Origin of the sequence: Pseudomonas sp. zbq_18, assembly GCF_043102245.1 — a bacterium.
Taxonomy (GTDB): domain Bacteria; phylum Pseudomonadota; class Gammaproteobacteria; order Pseudomonadales; family Pseudomonadaceae; genus Aquipseudomonas.
Genome location: NZ_JBICIT010000010.1, coordinates 67,118 through 90,796, shown reverse-complemented (window position 1 = coordinate 90,796; position 23,679 = coordinate 67,118). Strand labels below are relative to the sequence as shown.

Below are 23,679 nucleotides of genomic sequence, written 5' to 3'. Positions count from 1 at the left end.
ACGAAATAGGGGAAGAGCTTGAAGGCTCTTCCCCTATCTTTGACGTTGCCACCGGGCGAACCCAGTGATTGTCGGGGGACTTAAGCCAGAACGGCCTTAGCTTTCTCGACAATCGCAGCAAACGCCGCTTTTTCGTTCACTGCCAGATCGGCCAGAACCTTGCGGTCGATCTCAATGGACGCTTTCTTCAGGCCAGCGATCAGACGGCTGTAGGACAGACCGTTCTGACGAGCACCGGCGTTGATACGAGCGATCCACAGAGCGCGGAACTGACGCTTGCGCTGACGGCGGTCACGGTAGGCGTATTGGCCTGCCTTGATCACAGCCTGCTTGGCAACACGGAATACGCGCGAGCGCGCGCCGTAGTAGCCTTTGGCGAGTTTCAGGATTTTCTTGTGACGGGCACGAGCGATAACGCCACGCTTAACACGAGCCATGAGTAATAACCTCTAAAATATCTTGACCGAATCAACGAACGCGCAGCATGCGCTCGACTTTTGCCTTGTCCGACGGATGCATCAGCTCGCTACCGCGCAGTTGACGCTTACGCTTGGTGGACATTTTGGTCAGGATGTGGCTCTTGAAAGCGTGCTTGTGCTTGTAGCCAGCAGCGGTCTTGAGGAAACGCTTGGCTGCACCGCTCTTGGTTTTCATCTTTGGCATGTTTAGTACTCCGCATTCATTAACAACTGATAACCATCAGGCCTGCCAGTGCCCGGGAGGTTATTTACGCTTCTTGGGAGCGATGACCATCATCAGCTGGCGTCCTTCCAGCTTGGGATGCTGTTCTACGGTACCGAGTTCGGCAAGGTCAGCTTCGACCCGCTTCAACAGTTCCATACCCAGCTCCTGGTGGGCCATCTCACGACCGCGGAATCTCAGCGAAACCTTGGCCTTGTCCCCATCTTCAAGGAAACGTACCAGGTTGCGTAGCTTTACCTGGTAATCCCCTTCTTCCGTCCCTGGACGAAACTTGATTTCTTTGATCTGTTGCTGGTGCTGGTTCTTCTTCGCCGCAGCAGCCTGCTTCTTCTTCTCAAACAGGTGCTTGCCGTAGTCCATGATGCGGCAAACCGGTGGCACCGCATCTGCGGAAATTTCCACCAGATCCAGCTTGGCTTCCTCGGCAGCGCTCAGCGCTTCATCAATGGAAACCACGCCAATCTGCTGGCCGTCTGCGCCAATCAGGCGAACTTCACGGGCAGTGATGTTTTCGTTGATCGGTGCCTTGGGGGCGGCCCGCTTATCCTGTCTCATATCACGCTTAATAATGATTACTCCGAATCTTGGCGACCACGCCGGGAAACCGTTTGCTTGAGCTGTTCAGCGAACTGTTCCAGAGGCATCGAGCCCAGGTCTACACCTTCGCGGGTACGCACAGCAACGGATCGTGTCTCAACTTCCCTATCACCTATGACCAGCAGATAGGGAACCTTGAGCAAAGTATGCTCACGGATTTTAAAGCCGATTTTTTCGTTTCTCAAGTCCGACTTGGCACGAAACCCGCTTTGGTTAAGAGTTTTCTCCACTTCCAAGGCAAAATCGGCCTGCTTGTCGGTGATATTCATAATCACCGCCTGGGTCGGCGCCAGCCAGGCAGGGAACGCTCCGGCGTAGTGCTCGATGAGCATGCCGATGAAGCGCTCGAAGGAACCGAGAATGGCCCGGTGCAGCATCACCGGGCGCGTACGGCTGTTATCCTCGGCGATATAGTTGGCGTCCAGGCGCTCCGGCAAGTTCGGATCGTACTGCAGGGTACCGCACTGCCAGTTACGCCCGAGACAATCCTTCAGAGTGAACTCGATCTTCGGACCATAGAAGGCGCCCTCACCCGGCTGGTATTCCCAAGCCAGACCAGATTCATTCAAAGCATCAGCCAGAGCAGTCTCGGCGCGATCCCACAGCTCATCGGAGCCCACGCGCTTGGCCGGACGAGTTGACAGCTTCATGGCGATATCGGTGAAACCGAAGTCGGCATAGACCTGCAGGGTCAGCTTGATGAAGTCGGAGGCCTCTTTCTTCACCTGCTCTTCAGTACAAAAGATGTGCGCGTCATCCTGGGTGAAGCCGCGCACACGCATGATACCGTGCAAGGCACCAGACGCCTCGTTGCGATGACAGGAGCCAAACTCAGCCATGCGCAGCGGCAGGTCACGGTAGGACTTCAGCCCCTGATTGAAGATCTGCACGTGACACGGACAGTTCATCGGCTTCACCGCATAGTCGCGATTTTCCGAGCTGGTGGTGAACATGTTCTCAGCGTAGTTCGACCAATGGCCGGACTTCTCCCAGAGAATGCGGTCAACCACCTGCGGCGTGCGCACCTCGACGTAACCGCTCTCGCGCTGCACCTGGCGCATGTACTGCTCCAACACCTGGTAGACAGTCCAGCCCGCCGGATGCCAGAACACCATGCCCGGCGCCTCTTCCTGCAGGTGGAACAGGTCCAGTTGCTTGCCGATGCGACGGTGATCGCGCTTCTCGGCTTCTTCGATGCGCTGGATATAGGCCGCCAGCTGCTTCTTGTCCGCCCAGGCAGTGCCGTAGATACGCTGCAGCTGCTCGTTCTTCGAGTCGCCGCGCCAGTAGGCACCGGAGATCTTGGTCAGCTTGAAGGACTTGAGGAAGCGAGTGTTAGGCACGTGCGGGCCACGGCACATGTCCACGTACTCCTCATGGAAGTACAGACCCATGGCCTTCTCGTCCGGCATGTCGTCGATCAGGCGCAACTTGTATTCCTCGCCACGCGCCCTGAACAACTCTATGACCTCGGCACGCGGCGTCATCTTCTTGATGACGTCGTAGTCCTTGTCGATCAGCTCGGCCATGCGCTTCTCGATAGCCGCCATATCTTCCGGCGTGAAGGGGCGGTCGATGGCGATGTCGTAATAGAAGCCCTCCTCGATCACCGGACCGATGACCATCTTGGCGTTCGGATAGAGCTGCTTGACCGCATGCCCCACCAGGTGCGCACAGGAGTGGCGAATGATCTCCAGCCCTTCCTCGTCCTTCGGCGTAATGATCTGCAGGGTCGCATCGGCCTCGATCAGATCGCAGGCATCCACCTGCCTTCCGTTGACCTTGCCAGCCAGCGTAGCCTTGGCCAGGCCGGCACCGATGGACTGAGCCACCTCGAGCACGGATACCGGATGATCGAACGAACGCTGACTGCCGTCGGGAAGAGTAATGATGGGCATGGCGCCTCCTCTCCTAGTGGTGACCCCTACCAAAGGTCACATGGGTTGGGATGAGCCAGGAAGCGATCCGGCGGTATACCTGCCTGACGATGGCAGGAGCCTTGCGGGCCAACCAGAACCGAACCAGAGTCACTGGAGGTAAACAGAATCGCGGATGCTTCCAGAAAGCCTATTCTCTGGCAAGCAGCCAATAAAAAAGGGGTCGTATCAACGACCCCTTTAGGATTTGGTAGGCACAATTGGACTCGAACCAACGACCCCCACCATGTCAAGGTGGGTGCAAAATGCGCCTAACTTATTGAAGCACAAGGAAAAAGGTCTGTTTCCTGGCACTTAAAAACCAGGCAAAAGTACACGAAATATCAATAACTTACGACCTGTATTTTCCTACAGTAGTCACCGCCGCCGGGTGTTCTGAATACCAAACGCACCACCACCGGCACCTCTACGCGCACAATGCGCGGTTCAGGATCTTCGACCTGACCGGCGCACCCCGCCAGCGCGAACACCAGCCCTCTTACCCACTTATCCATGCCCTTCCGATGATCGCAGGTCACCATCCATAGGTCGATGGCGTGAAGCCTTGGCTACCATCCCATGGCGGCCAAGCTCTATAGCTCCAGGGCTAGTCCTCCAGGGTGCTGCGTACCCTGGCGAAGTCCTCCCGCAGCTGCTGACGCATGGCGCGCGGCGCGGTGTCGGCGATGCGCTGATCCTTCGACTTGCCCATTTCACGCACACGACGCATCACGTCCGGCACGCTGATGCGCATCGGCTGATCAGGGTTCTTGGCGTTCCAGTCAGCCACTGCAGCGCGCGCTTCCTGCACCTTGGCCGGGTCTTTCTCAAACACGCCCTGCGCCCATAGCGCGCGAATCTCCTGGGCGCGCATGCTGTAAAGCGCCTTGCTGCGCTGCCCCAGCCAGTTAGCCTCCTGAATAGCCGCCACGCTCTGTGGCTGGAAACCCACCGCTTTCAGCGCCGCCTCCAGGCTGTTGGTGTCAAGCACCTTGTACCCCTTGTCGTCGCGGTACATATCGGTGACGGCCATGTCTGCGCCCTTGGCAAAATTCCGCACAGCCACCGGCGATACTTCCAGCAGGCCACTCGCCAGATCGCCGCTCGCCGCCTTGTGCGCACCCGAAATCATGCGCTTGAACAGGTCGCCGGCCGGGCCTGCAATCTCCAGCACGTCACGGGAGTGGTCGTCGCGCTGCTGCAGCAGGCCGGTACCAGGGATCAGGTTGCCCATACCCAGGCGGCCAGACACATCGAGCGGCGCCCCCGGCAAGCCGGTGACACCCTTGTCGATGAATCGCGCGATGTCGTCGCCGAACACGTCGATCAGGAACTGCTCCTTGGCCTTCTGCGTGGAGAAATTGTAACCGGCCAGCTGCGCCATCCCGTCGATCAGGTCTTCGGCGTCCTCGGCGAACGGCAGGCCGCCGGCGCCGCCCAGCAGCATCAGGGTGGCAATCATCAGCAATGCAGCCTTGCGCCCGTCCTTGCGCTCTTGGCTGCCGGCCTCACCCTGATTCCAAAGGCGCCCCATCAGCTCCAAGTAAGCCACCGAGTACGTCTTGAAGGTCATCAGCGTAGAGCCCACGGCACCGCGGCCCCAGCGCATTTTCGAGGCTTTCGAGTAGATGAACTGGGTTTCGCGCACGGCCAGGCGGGCAAAGGCGGCCGGGTCTGCGTTGCCCTGCGCCTTGGCGATCCTGTAGGCCGCAATGAAGGTCATGCGCCGGTTCACTTCCTCGGCCGCGCCGAACATCTTGCCCCAGGCCAAAGACAGGCGAGCCAGCGAGTTGGACGCCAGCGCGCGGGCATCGCCTGCGCGGGTGCCGTCACCGGCGCGCAGGCCGCCCGTACCGCTGGCCTGCGCCATCAGCTGGTGAACTTCCTGCGGGCTGACCGTGCCGTCTTCCTCGGCCAGGTGCAGTGCCTTGGCCAGGTCGGCCTCGTACTGATAGCCCTTGGTCGCCATCTGCTTGGCCGCCTTGCTCAGCTCGCCGGCTGCCCGTTTGGCGCCGCCGTACTGGCTCAGCCAGGGGAACGTCACCGCCACCGGCTGCGTCATGTTGACGAAAGCCGAGGCCACCGAGCCGCCCAGGTACTGGGCAAACAGCAGGCCGCGCAGCGCTTGCGCTTCTTCCTGCGGGTTCTTGATGTAGTCAGCCAGGCGCACAGCGGCGTCTTTCAGCTCGCCCTGCCCCTGCGGGATCGCGTTGACCGCCTCCGAAAGGTCGCCCATGTTCAAGCCGGCGGCGGTCTGACGAGCGTTGGAGTACACGAACGACGCCAGCACGCGGCCCACGTCCTCGCTGTAACCGGCGATGCCCTGGCGGTGGATCAGGCGCTTCATCGCCGAGCGGTTGGTCTTGGTCAGTTTCAGATAGTCCTGAAACACCTTGTCCCGCTCGCTGTCGCCCGACGAGTCGAGGCCCATAGCATTACCGAACAGCTCCAGGGTTTCCGGGGTGATCCCGGCAAACAGCTTGAAGGCTTCTTCGGACAGCGTGCCCTGGCTGATGGTCGAGCCTGGGAAGGCTGCCTTCATCTGCTCGGCCATCAGATTGGCTTCGCGCTTGGTTTCAAACAGGCTGAAATACTGGCGCTCGCCGTCCGCCCCCACCACGTCCACGGTGTACTTACCGAAGCGCGACAGCGGCGCGTAGCCCTCGGCCTGCAGCTGGGTGATCCGCTCGACGCGCTCGTTGATGCCCTGCGCCGTGTCCAGCAGGCTCATGGCTCGCTCAGGCTGAGCATCGGCCAACTGCGCCAGGTGATCGCGCAGGATCAGGCCGGCTTCTTTCACATCGGCAGCATCCATCACCCGCTCACGCAGACCTTTCACGTCCTCGCCACCGAAGCGCAGCATGTCGGCTCGTGCCATCGTGTCCAGGCTGCGGTTGGTGGCATCGCGGAACTCGCGGTACAGCTCGATCTGACCGTCAGTCAGGTGCCACATGGAGCGCAGCTCAGCATCCGTCCAGACAATGCCTGGCTTGAGCGACTGGGTTTCGTAGCGGCTATCCACCATCTTGGCGAACTGCTCGGCGCCCTGCCCGCGCCAGGCTGCCAGCATGCTTGCAGACAGCTTGCCCTGCTTGACCAGAATGTCCGCCTTCTGCTCGGCGGTCAGCCCCATCGCACGCTCGGCCAGGGAATCGACACGCACCGGCTTGCCGTCTTCATCGCGCGCCCACATCAGCGTGCCCTCGAAGATCGGCGCGGAAATGGCCTTGTTGTCCTTGGCCTGCACCGGCGACTTGGCCAGGTCGCGCCAGGTTTCCAGTTTCGGCAGCAACTTGGGCGCCAGCTCGGCGGCATCGCTGGCGTAGTGGCTCACGTCGTCAATGAAGCCCTGCGCCGCCTCGAACACCGGCTTGAAGTGTGGCGAGCGCTGCGCCAGGTTGTACATGGTGCCCACGGTCTTGTGCCACCAAGACAGTCCGCCCGGCGCCGAGAAAGTGCGGTTGAACTCCTGCGTGGCGCGGCTGGTGAAGTCGCGCACGGCCGAGCGGCTAAAGCGGATGTCCGGGTCAAACTCGTCGAAGTCGCCGTTGTTATCGGTGGCCGACTTGACCTGATAGTTGTTGAAGGCGATCCATACCGGTGTCCCTTTCAGGCGGATGCCGTCATAGCCCTGCTGCTCCAGGCGCGTGCGCAGCCGGCGCGCTTCCAGCGGGCTTTCCACCTCCTGCGATTCCTCAACGCTCATCAGGTAGGGGTTCTGGATCGAGGCGTACAAGTCCATGACGCGGCCGTAGCCGGGCATGCCGTCGCTGGCCTTCTCCGCATAGTTCTGCGCGGCGCGGCGGTCGGACGACATGAAGATGCCCAGCGCCGACGTGGCATGGCCGGTGGCGGAACCAGCGCGGGACTGATCAAACACGGTGAAGTCGGCGGCGGTGCCATGGTGCAGTACCAGCGGCGCGCCGTCCTTGCCCGTTACCTTGGAGTTGCCGAACCAGCGGCGGAAAGCCTCGGTGTCGGTCTGCGTGCCGCGTCGCTGATTGGTTTCACTTTCGAAGGTCTGCCGCGGGCGGCTGCCGTTACGGATGCCCTTGGAAATAACCTCAATCTCGCGCAGCAATTCGCGGCGGGTGATGATGCCTTTCTTGTAGCCGAACACTTTGCGCAGCAGGCGGGTCAGCAGGCTGTACAGCAGGTCGGCGAGCTTTTCTTTGCCGCTGCGCTCACCCTCGGCCAGGCGCGCAAAGACTTCCTCGGCCTGCACGCTGTCGGATTTGTCGCTGTATAGGCGTGAGATTTCCCCCCATACCACTTTTAGGCTGGGGTCATCTTTGCTGGCTAGGATTTTGTCGAGAAGAGCTTGCTTATCCGCTGGCGCAAACGTGTCCAGACCGTAGTGCCCGAGCAGTTCGTGACGAAGTGTCTCGACGGTATCGGCGACGGACGACAAATGATCGGCGGTAAGGGTAAATAGTCCTCGTCCGGGGTGGTAGGCGCCTTTGACGACTCCGATTTTGGCGATTGATCCTGGCCCGTAGAGTTCATCTTGCGTCTTCCTGATCCGGTAGCTGAGTTCAATGTGGCCATTGTAGTCCGCCAGGAACTTATCGGCAGCCGCGATAGCCTCGGCCAGGGTCAGCGGATTGGCCGGCGCCTTCCCCGTCACCACGCTGGATTGCGACAGGCCAGCCGCTTCTTCCGGCGACTGCCTGTTGAATAACGGCGCATCGCCAGCAGGCGCTGCCTGCTCCGCAGCCTTCTTCTCTTCAACCGCAGGCGCAACAAATTCGCGCTCTTCGTAGAGCGGCATGCCCACGGAATCAGTAGCCTCAAGGTACGGAATCAGCGTCGCGCCCTTGCCATCCTCTGCCACGACAAACCAGCCGTCTTTCGCATAGCGATGGCCGGTAACGACATACGGCTTGCCCTTGCGGTACACCTCGGAGTCAATCGGCGCGCCCTGGCGCAGCCAGGCAGGCGGCGGTACCGGGTTAAGCGCAAGGTCTTTCTCCAAGTCATCGAGCTGCTTGGCAGCGCGCTCCAGGTCGCCCGCCTGACTGAATGGCTGCTTCATAGCCTCGCGCAGGTTCTGCACGGTTGTCAGCGCGGCCTGCTGGGCGCTCTGCAGTTCGGCCACCTTGGCCGGGTAGTTGCGCAGCTTCGCCTCGATACCGGCAATTCCCTTGCCAGACACAAGCTCGCCATCCACGCGGAGATAGGTAGACGGCGCGTCGGCAAAGCCAAGCCACTCATAGGAAAGCGGGTGCCCCCCGTAAGTGCCGATCTTGGTTTCCTTGTCGCCTACGCGCGCATTTTCCGCCATGTAGTCTTCAAGTGCGGCCACAGCATCCTTACGCTCGGTATAGCTCTTGCCGTCGATGGTGGCAGTAAAGCCTGCCCGCTGCTTGTCGATCAGCGCCTGAACAGCCGCGGTCTTTGCCTGCCGCACCATGCCGCCGAACTCGTCAGCTTCGCGCTCGCTGCGGCGGATCTGGCTGCGCATATCGGCAATACCCTGTGAATACAGGCGCTCTTTGCGGCGCAAGCCTTCCAGCTTCTTCTGCACCTTCACGCGCTGCAGTACGCGCGGATCGCCAGCAGCCTCGGAGAACGACTCCAGAATATCGCTCTGCTCGTCGGCCGCGGCCTCGCCCTCGATGGTGCGGGTGTTGTCGCCGGCTTTCATAAAGGCCGTGATGAAGCGCTGCTTGACGGCGAGAATCTGCCAGCGCCGGCCGTCCAGGCGGTCGGTCATGTAGCGGTATTCCAGCACCGTATTCCACTGATTGCCCTGGCGCTGGCCGCGCCCGTTGCGCTGCTCCAGCTCGCCCGGCATGTAAGGGGCATCCAGGTGGTGCATGGCGCGCAGGTTGCGCTGCATGTTCACACCCACGCCGAGCGTATCGGTCGATCCCAGCACCACGCGGATGGTGCTGTTGTTCATAGCCTGGGCAATCTCCTTGCGGCGCTCCTTACTGGTACTGCCGTCAACGATGGCGATCTGCTCGCGCGGGATACCGCCCTGCACCAGGCGTTCCACGATGTCAGCAATCGGGGAAAACACCTTGACGGTGTAGCGGGTCTTTTCGCCATCTGCGCCAGTAGTGCTGCGCTGGGTGCTCTTGCCGAAGCCCATTTCAGCGAAAATAACTTGGTTGGCCTGCGGATGGCTCTTGTAAATCTCCAGCACGTTGCGTACTGCGCGGCTGGCCTTGCTGTTCGGGTCGTCCTGGGTCTTGCCCTCCTGGCCGGCAAGCGATTCGCCCAGCAGGCGCACGTCAAAGCTCGCCTTGTTGGCCAGCCCTTCGGTGACGATAGGTGAGCGCTCATCGCCTGCACGCATCCAATCGCGGCGCTGCTTGCCGGTTGCAGAGCGCCAGTCGCGGGCGAGCTGCTGTAGCCAATTGAAGGTGCGCAGCTGCTCTTCGGTCATATCGGCCGATTCGTTCACCACCTTCTTGTACGGGCGATCCATCGCGCCCTCGGTGCGACCGTTCAGCAGGTCGGCACGCTCGGCCTCGGTCAGGCTGTCGGCCATCGTCTTGCCGCTGGCGGTGGTGCGCGGCTTCATTTCCGGCATGTCGTCGGCAAATACGGTGTCCATATACTGCCCGACCATACGCCGCAGTTCCGGCACGTTCACGAAGCCAGCCAGGCGCGTGACCATTTCGTACTCGCCGGCAGCAGTCAGCTCCACGTCCTGCACTTCGGTGGCGAAGCTGCCAAACCAGCCATCCCAGTCGGACACGCTGGCCGCTTCCATTTCCGACTCCATCACATACCGCATCTGGTGGTAAATCTCGGTGATGGTGTTGGTGATCGGCGTGCCAGTGAACGTGTGGACGTTGCCGCCATTGTTCATCTGGCGGACATAGCGGGTCAGGAACTGCAGGGCAATCGAACGGTTCGATACCTGAGTGTTCAAGCCCTTCATCTGCATCCGGGTGACAATCGGCGGCTTCTTGAACTCGTGCGCCTCGTCTACCAGGATCATGTCGATGCCCAGGTCTTCAAAGGATACCGAGTCTTCCCGGCTGGACTGCTGAGCCTGCTTCTTGATGTTCTCGATGATGCGCTTGCGGGCCTTAGCCAGCTCTTTCGCGGTGACGGAGCGAACTCGGGCGATGGCCTCGTCGTCGTCGAAGTCGAAGTTGAAGGCATCGACATTGGCGCCATCCTCCTTGGCGGCATCGAAGAACTCGGCTTCCAGGGCACTGATATCGTCCTGCGCCATTTGCATCAGCGTCTCTTCGGTCAGCGCCATTTTGTCGATCAGCGAGTGAGGAAGCACGATGGCGTCCCAGTCGTCGTTGGCGATCTGACGCAGGCGAACCGCGCGGTTCTTCTTGTCCAGATTGTCGATGTACAGCACGCGCGCAGCTGGGTACATCATGCGGATTTCAGCAGCCACCGTGGCGCTGTTGGCGTTGTGCGCCAAAATGACCGGCTTCTTGGCCAGGCCGTAACGCCGCGACTCGACAGCGATGCCGCCCATCGTGAACGTCTTGCCGGTGCCAACTTCGTGAGCATTGATCGAGCGACGGTTAACGATGGCGCGCCAGATGGCGTTGACCTGATGCTGGCGCAGGTTGAACACACCATTGCCCAGCGTCAGCGCCATGCCCTCGAAGCTCATAAATGAGCCATCGTAGGTGGGCGTTGCCCAGGCGTTACGAGCCTCGTTGTACTCGCGCTCCAGGTCTACGCGGCGCTCCGGGTCAGACCACAGCCAGGTGCCGAAGTCCTCGCGGATCTTCTGCACCTTGGCATTCACTTCCTCGGAACGCTTGGCGTCGTATACGTCCTTGCCGTCCGCGTCCTTGCTGGTCAGGCGCAGGGTCTGGTTGCTCATGGCTGCCTGCACCAGGCGGGGGAAGCTGTAGTCGCTGGTGCCGTAGTTGGTGCTCGCCTCGGCCAGGTTGGAGAGCTTGCTGTCTACACGCACTTTCCAGCGGCCAGAGCGAAACTCGACCGAGATACCCTCCGGGTTATCACGCGACAGCATGTGCGCGATATAGCCGCGGTAGGCGTCGGCCGGCACCCAAGTGGCACCCAACTTCGTTTCAATGTTGAAGTACGGAACGTCGGCCGGCATTACCTTTTCTAGCGCCGCGATGTTCTCAGCCATTGCGCCGTTGCCATCCGCCAGCGCAGCCTGGGCCTCGCGCAGCTTCACGCGCACGTTGCCGGACAGGTAGATGTCGGATGGCACCATGTCGCCGTTAGGGGCTTCAAATACGGCGCCACTCGCCACCAGTTCGGCACGCACAGCCTCGGCAGGCTTGCCGGCCAGTTCAGCCACGCGCTCGATGCTCGGGTTGATCGACTCGTTGCGCGCCAGAACATAGGCGTCACGAACAGTGGGCTTGTCGATGGTGCGACGGCTGCGGGTGGTGCTGCGCTGCATGACGGCGGCAGGCTTGCCGTCATCGTTCTCGAGGGCTGCCAACTCGGCATAGAACGGATCTTCAACACGCCCAAGGTACTGCAATCCGAAAGAGTCACGCAGCGAACCATGCGCCTTGACGAATGCCTGGTAGCCATCGCGCAGCGCCTTGCGGGCGCCTTCGGCGTCGCGGCCGGCACGTTCAGCGTCCACCAGGGCCGTGTGCAACTTGCGCAAACCAATAGCCGAGCGAATTTGCTGTTCACGGTCGGCGGTCTTCTTCGCGTCCTTGACGGCGTACTTAGCCTTGTCCTCGGCTTTTACCATCTGGTCGCCCAAGGCGATCATCAGCTCGCCATTCACGTCAGCCACAGCGCCGTGACGCTCGCCGGTTTCGTTGGCGTAGTAGGTCAGATGATCGTCGACGCGCTGCTGCATGGCGCCCTGCGGCACCAGCTCTACAGCCTGGGCAAGACGCTCGGCCATGTTATCGGGGCGATGCACGATCATGCCCGCACGGAAAGTCGTAGTGCCGTTGCCGTAATCGAGTTGACCGATGATGTTCTGTGGGTTGTCCAGGTAATACTGGTTGACGCGCAGTGACTGGCCGCCGGGCGCCTTGAACTCGCCGGTTTCCACCCATGTGGCGTCGGCCGGCACTGCCGCCAGGCGCTCGGGGCGCTTGCGCAGGATCACAATATCGGTGACAACTTTCGTACCGGCGTACTCAGAAAACGCGCCAGACGGCAGGCGGATAGACGACACCAGTTCGGCCTGCTTGGCCAGCTCGCGGCGAATGCCGGTGTTCTGTTTATCCATCGATCCGGCAGACGTGATGCCAATGACGATGCCGCCTGGCCGCACCTGATCCATCGTCTTCAAGAAGAAGTAATCGTGCAGCATCGGGTTCAGCTTGTTGTAGCGCCGATCTGCGACAGGGGTGTTCTCAAACGGCCAGTTACCGATCACCAAGTCATAGAAGTTGTCCGGGGTCTTGGAGTCTTGATAGCCCATCACGCGGACGTTCGACTTCGGGAACAACTGCTTGGCGATGGCGCCAGTTGTCTCGTCCAGCTCGATGCCGGTGAGCTGGCTGCGCGCTTTCAGGTCGGCAGGCATCATGCTGTAGAAGTTGCCGGTACCCATCGACGGCTCCAGCACTTTGCCGCCGGTAAAGCCCATGCGCCTCACCATGTCCCACATGGCCATGACGGTGGGTGGGTCGGTGTAGTGAGCGTTGGTGATCGAGCGCTGGGCCGACTTCCAGGCCGACTCGCCCAACGTCGCGCGCAGCCACTCCCCGCGCTCCTTCCAAACACCCTCGTCCCGGTATTGCGGACGCTCCCATGAGCCCTGGAACAGCTCTTGGCCGAAAGAGCCCCAGCCGATGTAACCAGCCAGCACCTTCTGCTCGTCAGGCGTGGCCTGCCGGCCTTCCTCGTCCAGGGTCTGCAGCAGCTCCAGCGCCTCGCGGTTGCGGTTGAAGCGCTGTACGGGCGTTCCGCCGACGATCTGCAGCGGGTCACTGATGTGCAGGTCTTGGGCTGCTACACCACTGGCAGCCGGCGAAGTCACCGGCTCCTGCAGGTCTAAGGCGTCAACGCTTCCGGCTGTTCCGGCTCCAGTAGAAGGTGCTCCCGCTCCGCTTGCTCCCTGGCGTCCGTTACCGGCATCCCGCCCCGACGGTACGCCTCGGCCGTTTGCCACATTCGCTCCTGCACCACGAATGCCAGGTCGTCCAGAATCCCCTGCTTGGTCAGGCGCTCGACCATCTGCGGGCTGCTTTGCCGCCACGTCGCCAGTATCCGCTTGTGCAGCTCCTGGTTGTGCGTCACTTCGTCCGCTTCGTACTTCTTGCGCTCGGCCTTGATCTTGATCGCCATTTGCAGGTTGTTCACTGTTGTTCTCCAGATCCACCTTGCCGTCGCGCACGTCGCCGATGAAACGCACGACGTAAGGCTTCATGTTTTGCGCCGCCTCGGCGCCGAAACGATCTACCACCATGCTGACCACGGCGCGCATTGCATCGCGCAGGTCGGCGCTGGCAGCCCTCAAGTTCGCCACGGCCGAGATAAACAGCGGCTTGGCCTTGGCGTAGGTTTCTTCATCGAATGTTAGACCAGAACCCAGCTTGCCCGCACCGCCGAACAGCGCGCCGAGGCCATTGATCGCTTCGTCCAGGGCGCTGGCCACGTTCTTGCCGGCGCTGCCCAGCGCATCGCCCAGGCTACGCGGCGCAGTGATGGCCGGCAGGAAAGCACGGATGGCATCGGCCGTGTCGGCAAAGCCCATTTCCTCCAGCGCCTGAAGGGCTTTTGCATCGCCAGCTCGGGCAGCTGGCACCAGCTTGTCCTCGGCCTCAAAGATGCCGGTACGCATTCTGCGCAGGCGGGTTTCTGCAGCCTTGAGCTTGGTGGCGTCACCGCCCTTGAGTCGCATCACGCGCTTCTTCTGCGCGCGCAGCTCGTCCTCCAGACTCTCTACAGCAGCCTCGTCGGCGGGCTCTGCCTCTACGACAGGGGCTGACTGGGCGGCAGCGGGCTCGCCGGTGACTTCGGCCAGCACGTCGTCAAACATGGCGTCGAGGTCAGACTCTGCCGGCTTGGCCTCAACTTGGGGCTTGAGCAGCGGCTCAATGTCGTCCGGGTGTTCCTGCTTGAGCGCCTGGCGCTTCTGGTCAATGTCCAGATTCTTGCCAGCCAGCCCTGCACGGGCATAGACCGCCTCAATCTGCGCGTCGTCCATCAGATCGAGGGTCTTGTCGATCTTCTTGTGCCGGGAAGCCAGCTCAAGGTTTTCCGTACTGAGCGGGTTTTCCTTGGCCTTCTGCTCGGCCTCCATTTCCTCGATCAGCTTTTCCTGCTGACGAATCTTGTCCATCTGGCGGGAGTCGCGGACGTAACCGCTCGCGCCGGGCTGCGCCTGCATGATGGCCAGATCCTCGCGGGCCAGCTCGATGGTATAGCCAGGCTCGCCGTGCTTGGGCCGGTCGCTGTTCTTGACGAATGCGCGGTTGCTGGTCTGCCAGTTCTTCGCCAGCTCAACCGCCTCGGCCTCGGTGTTCAGCACCTCCTCCAATCCGCCGGCGCCAAACGCCTTGAGCCGGCCAGCAGCCGCATCGAACTGTTCTGCCGTGGACGTGACCTTGTACTGGATAGTGTCGCCATCGGCGATTACCCGTGCCGACACGGTGGCGCGCCGGCCAAAGCCTTCAATGGTATGCGTGGAAGTGCCCGTTTGGTTTTTGTCGGCGAACCCCAGTGGCTCTAGCGCTGTCAGCAGCGCCTTCTTGGCCCGAATGATCCGCACGGCCACACTGGTGCTGGCTGGCTTCTGCTCTGGCGCTACCGACTTTCTCGGCGGCGGTGTCGGCTTAGCGTCCTGCAGCGCTTGGCGCGCGCCCTCCAGGTCTTGATCGTAGTAGGCGTCCTGCACAGCAGTGCGCGCGGCGTCCTCGGTCATGCCGGCATCGAGCGCGGCCTTGAAATCACCGGTAGCGATGCCCTTGAACTCAGCCGCCAGGCGCTGCTCGGCGCTCATGTCGGCCAGGTTGTTGGCCATGAAGAACGAGTAGGCAAAGCCTTTCGGGGTCAGGCTGCGCTGATACTTGTCCTTGCCCGACAGCTTGTCGGTCATCTTCGAGCCTTCGCTGGCCTCGACGTTGGCCGTCGGCAGCTCGGGATTGAAGTCGCCCCATAGCAGGGTGCGCTTGGTGTAGGGGTCGCCGTAGCTGTTCGGCTGGAAGTTGAGCGTTGGCTTGGGCAGACCGTTGAGCTTGGCGATGCGCCCTACCGGGTTCTCCATAGCCCAGGCGGATGGCTTGAACAGCTCCACGGTGCGCAGGGTCTGTTGCACCAGATCAATGCTGGCCTGGGTGCGGCCATCGGCATCCTTCTTCTTCCAAGCGTGTGCGCCTGAGCTGGAAAAGTCAGTGCAAGGCGGCGCGGCCAGGATCACGTCGGCGTGCTCGATGCCCAGCCGCTCGGTCAGGTACTCGACGGAGAAGTCGTTTACGTCCATGCCGTCCTGAATGTCGAAGCGGTGAACCTCGTAGCCGGCATCCACCCACGGCTGCGACCACTCGCCGGAGGTGTCGAATAGCGACAGCACCACCTTGCCGCTGTTCACGCCGGTCTTGCCCTGCGCCTTGGCGTGCGCTTCCCACTCGGCAATGCGCTCGCCAGCTTGCTCCAGGCTCAGTAGCTCGCCGGCCGACTTGGCGCGATCTTCGCTGCGCACGGTTACGCTCGGCTCGGTGAAGGTCGGGATACCTTCGTCATCCTGGGCGAACGCTTGCAGCAGGTCGGTGAAGGTCGCTTCGGGAATCTCCAGCGGGCCTTTTGCCGGCACCTCGGCCTTGCTCTCGCGGACAGCCTCGATGCCTTCCTTGAGGCTGGTTGGCTGGCCAGGGGAAGCCTTCTGCTCCTGCTGGCGCTTGCGCAGTGCTACCGCACCAGGCTCGCGGCGCTGGGCGTCACCCAGCAAAGCGTCGAAGGTGAAGATATTGCCGGACAGCTGCTCAACCACATCGACCGGCACATTGAAGCGCTGGGCCAGCGCCTCGGTTTCCGCATCGCTCAGGCGGCGGCCTTGCTCGATGGCATGGTCAGCCATAGCACGGGCCAGCGGCGCCAGTGAGCGGCCACTGTAGCTGCCCTGGAACTCGTCACCCAGCTTGCGCAGGCGCGCCGCGTACTCGTCGGCCTGCTTGTTTTCGACCGTCTCCGAAGGAGAAGTAGCTGACTCGCTGGCGGCATCGGTGGTCGAGCTGGGGAACTCATGCGCCAGCTTCACAAGCTCGCGGATAGGCGCATCCAGGCGAATGGCCTTCACGTCTTCGCCTTTCTCGCGCGCAGCCAACCACTGGTGATGGCCGTCCAGCACATGACCGTCCTGGGAAATCAGGATCGATCGGTTGCCGCCCTCGAAGTCGCGCGCCTTGGCCACCTTGTCGCGGGAAAACTCGGCCTGTGTCGGCCTGAGCGCAGAGGCCGGGACAGTGCTCTCCTGATGCTGCACGCCGCGCGCGTTGAGGAAGTTGACCATGGCGCCGCGATGCTCGGCCTTGATCTGCGGCATGTCGGCGCGGGGAATGCCCACGGTGCCGGAATCAGGATGGAACGCATACCAGCCGTCGCCAATATCGCGGCTCTCATGCTCCTGGCGGGCTTTCATGCGCGCTTCCAGCGATTCGACATTGCGGTGCTGTTCGGCGTCATGGATGCCCATAGCTTCGGCCTGAGCGACCAGTTCGCGGCTCGGGCGAGCCAATAGACGCTTGTTCTCGCGCATGCGCTCGATATTCGGGTCTGCAACCTGCGCCGTACCCTGCTCGGCGCTCAGTGCGTCATCGCTCATGGCGCCGATCAGCTTCTGCCGGGTCGCCTCCCCGATGCGATCCCACGGCGCGCCCGGCAGGCTCTTGACGAATACCGGCTTGACGCCCGCCTTCGCGGCTAGCGCTTGGCGCTCGTCGCGGCTCATTGCCTCCCAGCGCGCGCCGTGGTCTACGCCTGCGGCACTTCCTGCTGCTGCGGTTCCTGCGGCTTCGGCATCAGCGGCGGGTGCTTGGCCTGCCACTTGCGCTGGTTGCGGGCTTGCTTCGACGGCTTGAGCGGCTTGCGGGACATTCTCGCTTCCTTGAGTGGCGCGCTTGGCCTGCTCCTTCTGCAGCTTGGCGGTGCGCTTGTGATCGGGGCCGTAGTGGGCGATGGCCTGCTCAATCTCGGCATCGCTCATGTCAGGGATCTGCTTGGCGGTGATGGCCTGTATGCTGGCATCGGCGGGGGCCGGTGCCGTAACGGGTTCAGGGCTTACCGTTGCCTGATCCGCAATAGCTCGCTTGGCCTGGGCCTGGGCGATGCCTTCTTTCACGCTGGCGGGCGGTGCTGCATTAAGTCGCGCTTGCTCGGCAGCATCCCGACGATCCAACTCGGCACGCGCAGCCTTCACATCGAGGTCGCCCACGCCTTCGCCGTCGAAGCGGTCAATGGTGCTCGCGTACTCGTAGGGCGCTCCTGTCGCGCGCGCTACCGCTTCCTGCAGGTAGTCGGCGACAATGCCCTTATCGCGGGCGATCTTGCTGGCGCGGATGGCGCGCTCAACGATGGCGTTGGCCGCATCAGGCGCCAGGGTGCCGTAATCTACCAGCGCCTGCATGCGGTCAAGCTGGTCAGCGTTATCATCCTGAGCGGCTTCATTCAGAGTGTCGGCGAATATGTACTGCCTCCCCTCGCCCTGCTCACTTGGCGAAATATCGGCGGCTTGGCCGGCACCACGCTCGCTCATGAGCGCTTGGTATTGCTGGTAGTCCAGCCCCTGACGAAAACCGCTGACCTGCGCATCTGCCTCAACCGCGCCGGTAGCCTGGGTAATTTCCCCGGTGTTCGTGTCGATCTTCTCGCCAGCCTTAGCGCCCTGCTGCGCCTGCTCGGCGGCCCGCTGCAAAGCAGCCTGCCCAGCGGCTCCGCTGTCCACGGCCAGCGCGGCAGCAGCCGACAGTGCGCCGTCAGCCGGGTTGAGCCCCATCCGCTCGGAGGGCTTGGCCGGGTACGGCCGCTCGGTGCGGTACTGCTGCGGCACCTGGGGCGGCGCCATGCCGGCGGAAAGCGGCCCGGCAGCGGGCGGCGCCGGCTCGGCAACTGGCTCAACCACCGGCAAAGCCTCGTCAGTCTGGGCGGCTACTGGCTCTTCAATAACTGGCTCGGCCTCGGGTGCGGGCTGCGGGCTACTGGTACGCATGCCCTCAACCGCACCGAAGCCACCACCTGCAGCGGCGCCTGCAACACCCTCAAGCGCAGCCTGGCCGGCAACGCCCTGCCAGGTTGGCGTATCAAATCCTTCGTTCTGCAGTGCCAAGTTGGAGGCCAGTCGCTCCTGGCCGCCCTGCATGGCTTCCAGCGGCGCTTCCTTCGCGGCGCCGGTCAGCGTCGAGCGAACAACTCCCTTCGCAGCCTGCTCGCCAGCCTCTCGGCCAAGCATCCGGCCGACGACGCCTTCCACACCGGTCGAGCCAGCCACGGCACCCAGCCCCGCGCCGAGCGCGATCTGGCCGGCGTTGTCGCCCGCGTAGGCTTGGGCCTCTGCGGCGCGCGCCTGAGCTTCCTCGGGCGTGGCGCCAGCCTCAAGGTGCTGCTGTTCTACGGCGTCATAGATTGCGCCCTTCACCGAGCCGGCGCCTTGTGCCGCACCGACTGCGCCGGCAACGGGAGTGCGCAGCTTGCCGCGCGTCAGTACGGTTGCTGCGATGGTCGGCAGCGACGTACCCAGCGCCTCGACTGTGGTGTCGATAGGCGCTTCGCCGAACGCGCCGACGTTCGCCTTGATTTCTTCCCAGGTGCTGCCCGACTCTTCGGCCGTCTTGATCTTCGCGGCGCGCGCGGCGCGCTCTTCGCTGCGCTCTTCCGACTCGAAGCCGCGCACATAGTCGGCCGCTTCGCCGAGCTTCTGCGATACAGCGTTGTCTGCGCCGGCAGCATTGGCCAGAAGCTGAACACCTGTTACTGCACCGGAAGCAGCCGAAACGGCAGTGTCGCGGATAGCCCCAAGCATGCCCTTCGGCTGGACAGGTGGCTTAATTTCACCGCTTTCCCAATCCGGCTCCGCGCCAGTATTGATTCCTTCTGGAAGGGTGATGACGCCGCTTTCCCAATCAATCTCAGACATGACAAACCCTTATTGAGGAATCCACTGATTGCCGTCCCATACGGCGGTCTTGCCATTCACGGTCGAGCGCGTGCCGACCGGACGCGTGGCCGTTTCGGGGGCGCCCTGACCGCGCGACACCACCTCACCGGTCTGCTGGTTGAACACAACGGCGGGCTGCGTCACCAGCTGCTGAGTCACCGGGTCAACCATCTGGCCACCTGCCGCCACCGCGTAGCGGGCCGGCTGATCCTTGCCGGTGAGTACGCGCAGCTGTTCAGCAATCGCAGGGCGGTCAGCAGCTGACGCCTGGTCGTAGAGGGCGTAAAGCTGCTCAATGCGCTGAGCGGCATTCAGGTCGATCTGGCCTTTCTGCAGGGTCTGCTCGTTGAGCGCCTGCTGACCCATCAGTTCCTGGCGGGCCAGGTCATTACGTTCGGCCAAGGTCTGAGCGTTCATCGCCTCGGTGTCGCCTCGACGTTTCAGCGCTTCGGTTTCAGCCAAACGCTGCTCATATCGGGCTCGCAGACGCTCGGAACGCGACGGAGTGCGCCCGCTGTCACGCACAATGGTCAGTTTTCCACCGTTGTCGCCCAGTTCGCGCGGACGCTTGATCGAGCCGCGAATCTCATTGGCGCGCTCGAAGCGAGCAATGGCCTCGGCGGCGGTGCCAGGGGCGTTCTGGCTGAATGTACCAACGCCGTTGCCCAGGTTGCTGGCTGAGCCTTGCGCGGCGAATTGCTGCTCAGCGGTTGGTACATTGGTGCCGCGCGCCAGTTCTGTTGCGCCCGCCGGCAGCGTCATCGTGTTACCGGCGGCGCCGCGGCGCAGCGGCTGGGTAATCGGCAGGTTCCCGGCGACTGCGCTCTGCTGGGCTGCCTGGTCGTTGCTGAACTCCGGCACACCATTGGCGTCCAGGCGCGCGACGATTTCGCCGCCCTGCTGTCCCTGGCCGAAACCGGTTTTCACATAGCCGTTGCCCGGCGCATCACTGACTAATGGCGCGGCTGGCTCTTGATCGTCATTGGTTTGCACTGCATCAACGGACTGCTGCGGACTGAGTTGCTGCGCGGATTGCTGAGCCGGTGCCGCGACCGCAGCGTTCGGTGCCTGCTCGCCTTGCATGTCTCGATACAGCAGATTGCCAGCCACACCCATCGTCAGGCTGTTGCCAAGGTCGCTGGCAAAGCCCAGGCCGCGCAGCGCGGCAAACTTGGCAACGTCACCCACTGAGCCATCGCCGGTCGGCTCGTCCATGCCGAAACGCTTGGCGTATCGAGCTGTGGAGTCATCGGCGGCAGATTCGGCAATCGCCGGGATAACAGCCAGCGCACCAAGACCTTTGCCAGTGGTGCCATTGATCGCCGTCCTCATGCGCCCAGTTGTCTTTGCAGGCGCCGCGGGCTGACTTTTGGCCGCCTCAAAGCGAGCATCCTGGGTAGCGCGGTGCGCCTCATAAGCGGCGCTGTCGGCCTTGGCGCGCCCCATCGTCTCGGCGCGCGCGCGGTAATCCGGCTCATGCGCAGCCTTGGGCTGTGCGCTGCCCGCCTCCGGCTGAACGCGGGCGGGCTCATTGACCGGCACCAGCGATGTACCCGTAACCGGCCCGGACGGGACGACGGCTCGGCCGCTCGATGGCGCAGAGCCGCGCCCCATTTCACCTCGGCTATTGCCGTAGAAGTCAGCCTTTCCGGGCTGCGGGGTCGATTGCGGCGCAGGCTGTGGTTGCGCGGCAGGAACAACGCTGGTTCCAGTGACCGGCCCGGCAGGCACCAGCGCCCGCGACTGCGACGGAAGCGCTCTGGTGGTTGTGCCTTGCGAGTCAACGTAGAGAGGATCGGGCCGCGGGATCACCCTGCGCATGGGCTGCCGCAAGTGACCAGGCTCGTCAGGGCTGATCTGACTGAAAGGCTGCGAAGTTGGTCGTGGCTTGCGCATGTCAGGCATAGGGGCGTCCTCGGAATATGTCGAGGATCTTCCGCGCGCCCGCGCAGGTGACCAAACCCTACAGGGGGATCAAAGCCCGTCTCCGATCATCACCTGATGCAACTTGTTGCCGATGTAGTAGGTGTCCGCCGTGGTTTGCAGGCCAACCATGTCCTGCCAGGTGGCGCCGCCATCGGTGCTCAAGCGGATCGTGGTGGTTTCGTTGGTCGAGGTGTAGGACGCCAGCAGCACAGCCGGCGCCGTGACGTTGCCCTGGTCATCCTTGATCTGCTTGCTGATGATTGTCAGGCTCACCGCCTGGGTGGCATAGGCGAGCGTACCTGCCTGCCAGTAAAGCGAGGCGATCACCCCGCGCGACTCGATTAAGGCCAGCGACTCCGCATCCAGCACGATCAGCGTCCAGTCGGCGGTACCCGTGCCGCTGGCAAGCTGGCTAGACGGCGCCGCAACCAGGGCAATCTCTCCCTCGCCCAGGTCAACCACCACGGAAGTACGCACTGCGTCGTTGATGCCTGTGGCAGCGCCGAATATCGACTGAGTGCCGCGGCTCACGGTAGTGAATGGGCGCCAGCCAGGCAGAGCCGCCGAAATGGTCGAGCCAGCTTTCGAGGCTGCTATGCCCGCGGTTCCCAGTAGCGTGCCGCTGACGGTTGAGGTCTGGGTCATATCCAGCAGCACGCTGTAAGCTACCCCTGACGCCTCGCCGATATCCAGCCACAGCTGCCGGGCCGAGCCCACTGCTCCAGCCGGCGGGTAGACCTCTGAATGCAGCAGCTCGCTGCCCAGCAGGCCGGATGCGTCAAACCAAAGCCGCGTGACGTTGTAGGTGTAGGTCTGGCCGCTCACATCGACCGTGCGCCCCAGGCTGACCACCACGGCGGTAACGGTCTGCCCATCGCTGGCCATGCTGATGTCGGCGATCAGGTTCTCCCCCGAATCGAACAGCTCCATACTCCAGGCAAAATCGCCCACGGCGGAATCTGCGCCCTCGACAGGCTCACTGGCCTGCACCATGCCCACAAAGAGGCTGTAATCGCAGTCTGGTGCGCGCGAAGTAGGCGACGGACGAGACTTAGGCTTGTACATGGGGCTGGCCAGCACACAGGCGCGAGGCTGCGGCGACTCCTCGTCCGGGGCGGGAAGCAGCAAGCCGGCAGCAGCAAAGCCAATAAAAGCATGGCTGCCAACTCCCGTGCCCAGATGCGCCGTGACCGGATTGATGAAGTGCTCTGCGCCCAGGATGGCCCTGATACCGCTCTCGGCAACAAACAGACGCGCCCATGCCGCGCGCACGGTATCGCCCACGTCAGTCGGGAAGTCGGCGTAGGAAGTCACCGGAGTACGGAACCCCGCCAAGGTCACGTCCATAGCGGCCTCATAGCCGCTGTTGGCGCCCGCATCAGCCACCAGGGCTTCATGCCCCACGCATACGCGGTCGAGGAACACGCTGGCACGTAGTTGAGCTGGGAAGGTGTTGGGCGGCGCATTACCAATCGAGAGCGGCGCACCGACCACCGTAGGGTAAGGCGCCTGGTACAGCTTGAGCGTGTCTATGGTGAGCGCCAACAACCCCCTGGCAGCGGTTGGAGCAAGCGGCATGTACTGCTCTCGCGCCTTGTCCACAAAGCCATAGGGCGGCCGAGCCAGCGCCTTCTGGTACAGCGGCCGAGAGCACAAGAAGAATGCAGGCGGGTCAATTACGTCAGCGATCACGCCATCGCCCCGGCGCGTGACCTGCACAATGAATCCGTCCTCGATGCGCCGAATCACGCCATTACCACGCAATGTCTGCCCCAGGTCGAAGCAGCGCTTTTTCAGGTAGACAGCTGCCTTCGAGAGAGGCCGAAACAAAAACTTCATGGTGTCTCAGCTGCGCGGACAATTCTCGTCCAGAACTCCGGCGAGGCCACAGAGCCGTCAGAAACAGAGAACCGGGTGATTTTTATCGGGGCGTCCGCTCGAATCAGCAGGTAGGGCTTGCTGCTCGGCCACACGTTGTCAGACGTGAACTCCATAACCTCAACGTCATTGAACAGCAGCCGCATTGTGGACGTACCTGACTCGGCTGCGGTGAGTATCATGACCATAGAGTTGAAACCCAGCGCGATCTGATCCCACACGCTGGTAGGGTCTGGCGGCTCGGGGGCGCCGAAGGGCTGGTATAGGAACTTCACAGACGCGTCCCACACGTTGAACCGCGTGGCACACAGTTGGCCGTCGCTAGTCTCGTAGAGGCCGAACTCCATTACGCCTTGAGGGCTGCTCGGGATCTCGACTATCTCGAACTCGCACTTCACGTACCACGTACCTTCGCCGACGAGAAACGCCCCATCCGTGACCGCCATAATCGGGTACCCAAACCCGGACGGGTACAGCGGGTGTGTCAATCCGACGTTCACATCACCGACAGGGCCGGGGCTGGGGGAGTCGTCTCGATAGAAAGCAAACCACGGCTCGCCGAAGTCGCTGACGTGGCCGTTCAGCTCCCCCGGCCCTGCGAACGTGTCATCGAAGATCGTGGCCATG

General features: G+C 62.5%; 8 protein-coding genes and 1 tRNA gene. All 9 read right to left on the bottom strand.

Features of this window, described 5'->3' with window-relative positions:
• Positions 1-80 precede the first annotated feature (80 nt).
• Positions 81-437, bottom strand: coding sequence for a 50S ribosomal protein L20 (gene rplT / locus ACF8C6_RS09160; RefSeq protein WP_017940196.1), 357 nt, complete (start codon positions 435-437; stop codon positions 81-83).
• A 31-nt stretch (positions 438-468) separates the two neighbouring features.
• Positions 469-663, bottom strand: coding sequence for a 50S ribosomal protein L35 (gene rpmI / locus ACF8C6_RS09155; protein ID WP_021701550.1), 195 nt, complete (start codon positions 661-663; stop codon positions 469-471).
• 60 nt (positions 664-723) lie between these two features.
• Positions 724-1,275, bottom strand: a complete 552-nt coding sequence (infC, locus tag ACF8C6_RS09150; protein ID WP_277691801.1) for a translation initiation factor IF-3 — start codon at positions 1,273-1,275, stop codon at positions 724-726.
• The gene (gene thrS / locus ACF8C6_RS09145; protein ID WP_392499004.1) at positions 1,275-3,197 is read right to left on the bottom strand and encodes a threonine--tRNA ligase; all 1,923 of its coding nucleotides are present in this window, start codon (positions 3,195-3,197) and stop codon (positions 1,275-1,277) included. The genes infC and thrS overlap by 1 nt, the downstream gene beginning before the upstream one ends.
• Before the next feature lie 227 nt (positions 3,198-3,424).
• A tRNA-OTHER gene (locus ACF8C6_RS09140) sits at positions 3,425-3,489 on the bottom strand.
• Between the two features lie 333 nt (positions 3,490-3,822).
• Complete coding sequence (locus ACF8C6_RS09135; RefSeq protein WP_392499003.1) at positions 3,823-19,227, bottom strand: PLxRFG domain-containing protein; 15,405 nt, start codon at positions 19,225-19,227, stop codon at positions 3,823-3,825.
• 9 nt (positions 19,228-19,236) lie between these two features.
• Positions 19,237-21,153 (bottom strand): hypothetical protein, encoded by a 1,917-nt coding sequence (locus ACF8C6_RS09130; protein WP_392499002.1) that lies wholly within the window; start codon positions 21,151-21,153, stop codon positions 19,237-19,239.
• 69 nt (positions 21,154-21,222) lie between these two features.
• Positions 21,223-23,013, bottom strand: a complete 1,791-nt coding sequence (locus tag ACF8C6_RS09125) for a hypothetical protein (RefSeq protein ID WP_392499001.1) — start codon at positions 23,011-23,013, stop codon at positions 21,223-21,225.
• Complete coding sequence (locus ACF8C6_RS09120) at positions 23,010-23,678, bottom strand: hypothetical protein (protein ID WP_392499000.1); 669 nt, start codon at positions 23,676-23,678, stop codon at positions 23,010-23,012. The genes ACF8C6_RS09125 and ACF8C6_RS09120 overlap by 4 nt, the downstream gene beginning before the upstream one ends.
• Between the last annotated feature and the right edge of the window lies 1 nt (position 23,679).

What these genes read in the sequence shown, in the direction of transcription:
- rplT (WP_017940196.1), bottom strand. Translation starts at nt 437, where the DNA reads ATGGCTCGTGTTAAGCGTGGCGTTATCGCTCGTGCCCGTCACAAGAAA.
- rpmI (WP_021701550.1), bottom strand. Translation starts at nt 663, where the DNA reads ATGCCAAAGATGAAAACCAAGAGCGGTGCAGCCAAGCGTTTCCTCAAG.
- thrS (WP_392499004.1), bottom strand. Translation starts at nt 3,197, where the DNA reads ATGCCCATCATTACTCTTCCCGACGGCAGTCAGCGTTCGTTCGATCAT.
- ACF8C6_RS09135 (WP_392499003.1), bottom strand. Translation starts at nt 19,227, where the DNA reads ATGTCTGAGATTGATTGGGAAAGCGGCGTCATCACCCTTCCAGAAGGA.
- ACF8C6_RS09130 (WP_392499002.1), bottom strand. Translation starts at nt 21,153, where the DNA reads ATGCCTGACATGCGCAAGCCACGACCAACTTCGCAGCCTTTCAGTCAG.
- ACF8C6_RS09125 (WP_392499001.1), bottom strand. Translation starts at nt 23,013, where the DNA reads ATGAAGTTTTTGTTTCGGCCTCTCTCGAAGGCAGCTGTCTACCTGAAA.
- ACF8C6_RS09120 (WP_392499000.1), bottom strand. Translation starts at nt 23,678, where the DNA reads ATGGCCACGATCTTCGATGACACGTTCGCAGGGCCGGGGGAGCTGAAC.